At 71.8% G+C, this 2,201-nt stretch carries 1 protein-coding gene; it reads right to left on the reverse strand.

From position 1 onward, the window contains the following. Nucleotides 1-106 precede the first annotated feature (106 nt). Nucleotides 107-1,312 carry a winged helix-turn-helix domain-containing protein gene (locus ETD85_RS61775; protein ID WP_138699013.1) on the reverse strand — a complete coding sequence of 402 codons (1,206 nt, stop codon included), beginning with the start codon at nt 1,310-1,312 and terminating at the stop codon, nt 107-109. Nucleotides 1,313-2,201: the final 889 nt, after the last annotated feature.

Genomic DNA, 2,201 nt, shown 5'->3' on the forward strand with positions numbered 1-2,201 from the left:
AGATGTGTATAAGGGACAGGGGCGTCCGCTGGCGAGTGCAGCCCCTCGAGTCCTGCGCAGCGGCAGTCGAGGGGTCCGGTGGGTGGTCAGGATGTCCGGTGGGTGGTCAGGGTGTCCGGTCGGGGGAGGTAAGGAGCGGGATGAGCTCCGGGGGGTCGGCGCGTTCGACGCGTACGGCGTCGCAGCCCACCCACTCCGCCGCCGACCAGAGGGCATCGCTTAACGCGTCGGCATATTTGGCGGGCGAGAGTCCGGGCTCCAGGTGGAGCTGCCTGATCACCAGGGTCGTGCCTTCCCGGGCCGGGTCGACGCGGCCGATCAGGCGGCCCCCGGCGAGGACCGGCATCGTGAAGTAGCCGTGGACGCGCTTGTGCTTGGGCACGTAGAGCTCGAGCTGGTATTTGAAGCCGAAGACCCGCTCGGTGCGGCCCCGGTGCCAGATGAGGGAGTCGAACGGCGACAGCAGCGTCGTGCGGTGGCGACCGCCGCGCGGCTCGGACTCCAGCGCCGCCGGATCCGCCCAGGCGTTGCCCTGGCCCTTCTTGCCCGGCCAGCCGGCGACCGCCACGGGCACCAGGCCGGCCGCGCCGCTGAGCAGGACCTCGTCGAGTATCGCCGCGAAACGGCCCTTGAGGCGGAGGAAGTCGATGAGGTCGGTCCTGTTGGCCACGCCCAGCGAACGGCCTGCGATGGCGGCCAGGCGGACGATGCACTCCTCGTCGGAGAGATCGTCGGCCAGGAGGTCGGCGGGGACCACGCGCTCGGCCAGGTCGTAGACGCGGCGCCAGCCGACGCGCCGGCTGCAGACCACCTCGCCGATGTCGAGCAGCCACTCAAGGCCGATCTTGGAGTCGGACCAGTCCCACCACATGCCGCCGTTCTTGGCGCCGCCCACGTCGGAGGTCGTCAGCGGGCCGGACTCGCGGACCTGGTCGAGGAGCTTGTCCACCCCGTCGGGGACCTCGTGCCAGCGGTAGCGCCTGTCGCGGTAGGCCCGGCGCCTGAAGGCGTAGAGGGGCCAGTGCTCGATGGGCAGGATGCAGGCGGCGTGGCACCAGTATTCGAAGCTCTGGGCGGGATTGTGCCAGTAGGCGCGCTCGACCTTCGGCCTGCCGACCGCGCCCAGGCGAGCGTACGCGACCAGCTCGTGGGAGCGGGCGAGGACCGAGATCGTGTCCAGTTGGACGGCGCCCAGTCTGCGCAGCATGGCGTGCACCCCGCCCTTGCGCACGTCGGCGCCGATCAGGCCCTGGGAGCGCAGGATGACCCGGCGTGCCTCGTCGGCGGTCAGATCGGTCGGGCGTTCGGTCATGGCTGCGGGTCCGTACGGCGATGCATGCGAGAAATGTAGCGGGCGGGACTGACAGAAACGGCGGGTCCCCTCCCGGGGCCTCTCTTCCAGGATCTCCCTCCGGTCTCCCGCTTGAGGTCTCTCTCCCCAAGATTTCCTCCGGTCTCCCGGTCGGGGTCTCTTGCTCGGGTCCCTCTCCCTGGTCTCCCGCTCGGGGTCCCCTCCCAGGTCCTCACTCGTGGACCCGACGCGTGGCGGTGGCGCGGAGACCGGCGTGCTGCTGGAGGTGGGTCGAGGGTGGGCGCTGAGGAGTGTCCTCGGCCAGGTGGACCGCTGAGGGGTGGTGCTCGGGTGGTGGGCCGGTCGGGACGAGTGCTGACTCGGGTGGTGGGCCCATTGGGGCGGGTGCTGACTCGGGAGGTGGAGCCGAGTGGGTGGGTGCTGAGTGCTGCACCCGGCAGGTACCCGAAAGGTGGGCCGCTGAGGGGCCTTACCCGGGAGGTGGGTTGGGGCGGGGCGGGCGCTGAATGTCCTGGTCGCCGGATGCGCTTGTACCCGGCCTGGTTGCGCGAGTGGAGTCACGAGCGCGGCGGGCGGCCAGGTGCGTTGGCTCGGTGGGCGGGTCAGAGGCGTTGGGGCGGGCGTGCGCGTTGACCCAGTGGGTGGCCGGGGGGTGCGCTGGCTTAGTGGGCGAGGCGTGTGCGTTGGCCCAGGTGCGCTGGTTCGGTGGGGCGATGTGCGTTGGTTCGGTGGGTGGGCCCGGGGGGCGCCGGTTCAGCGGCGGGCCGTCCGCGTTGGCTCGGCGGGTGAGTCAGGGGCGTTGGCTCGGCGGGCACGCGCTGACCCGGCAGTGGGCCGGGGGTGCGCCGGCCTAGCGGGCGGGGCGTGCGGGTGGTGTCCCGGGGTGCGT

The sequence above is a fragment of the Nonomuraea zeae genome, from assembly GCF_005889725.1.
Lineage (GTDB): Bacteria > Actinomycetota > Actinomycetes > Streptosporangiales > Streptosporangiaceae > Nonomuraea > Nonomuraea zeae.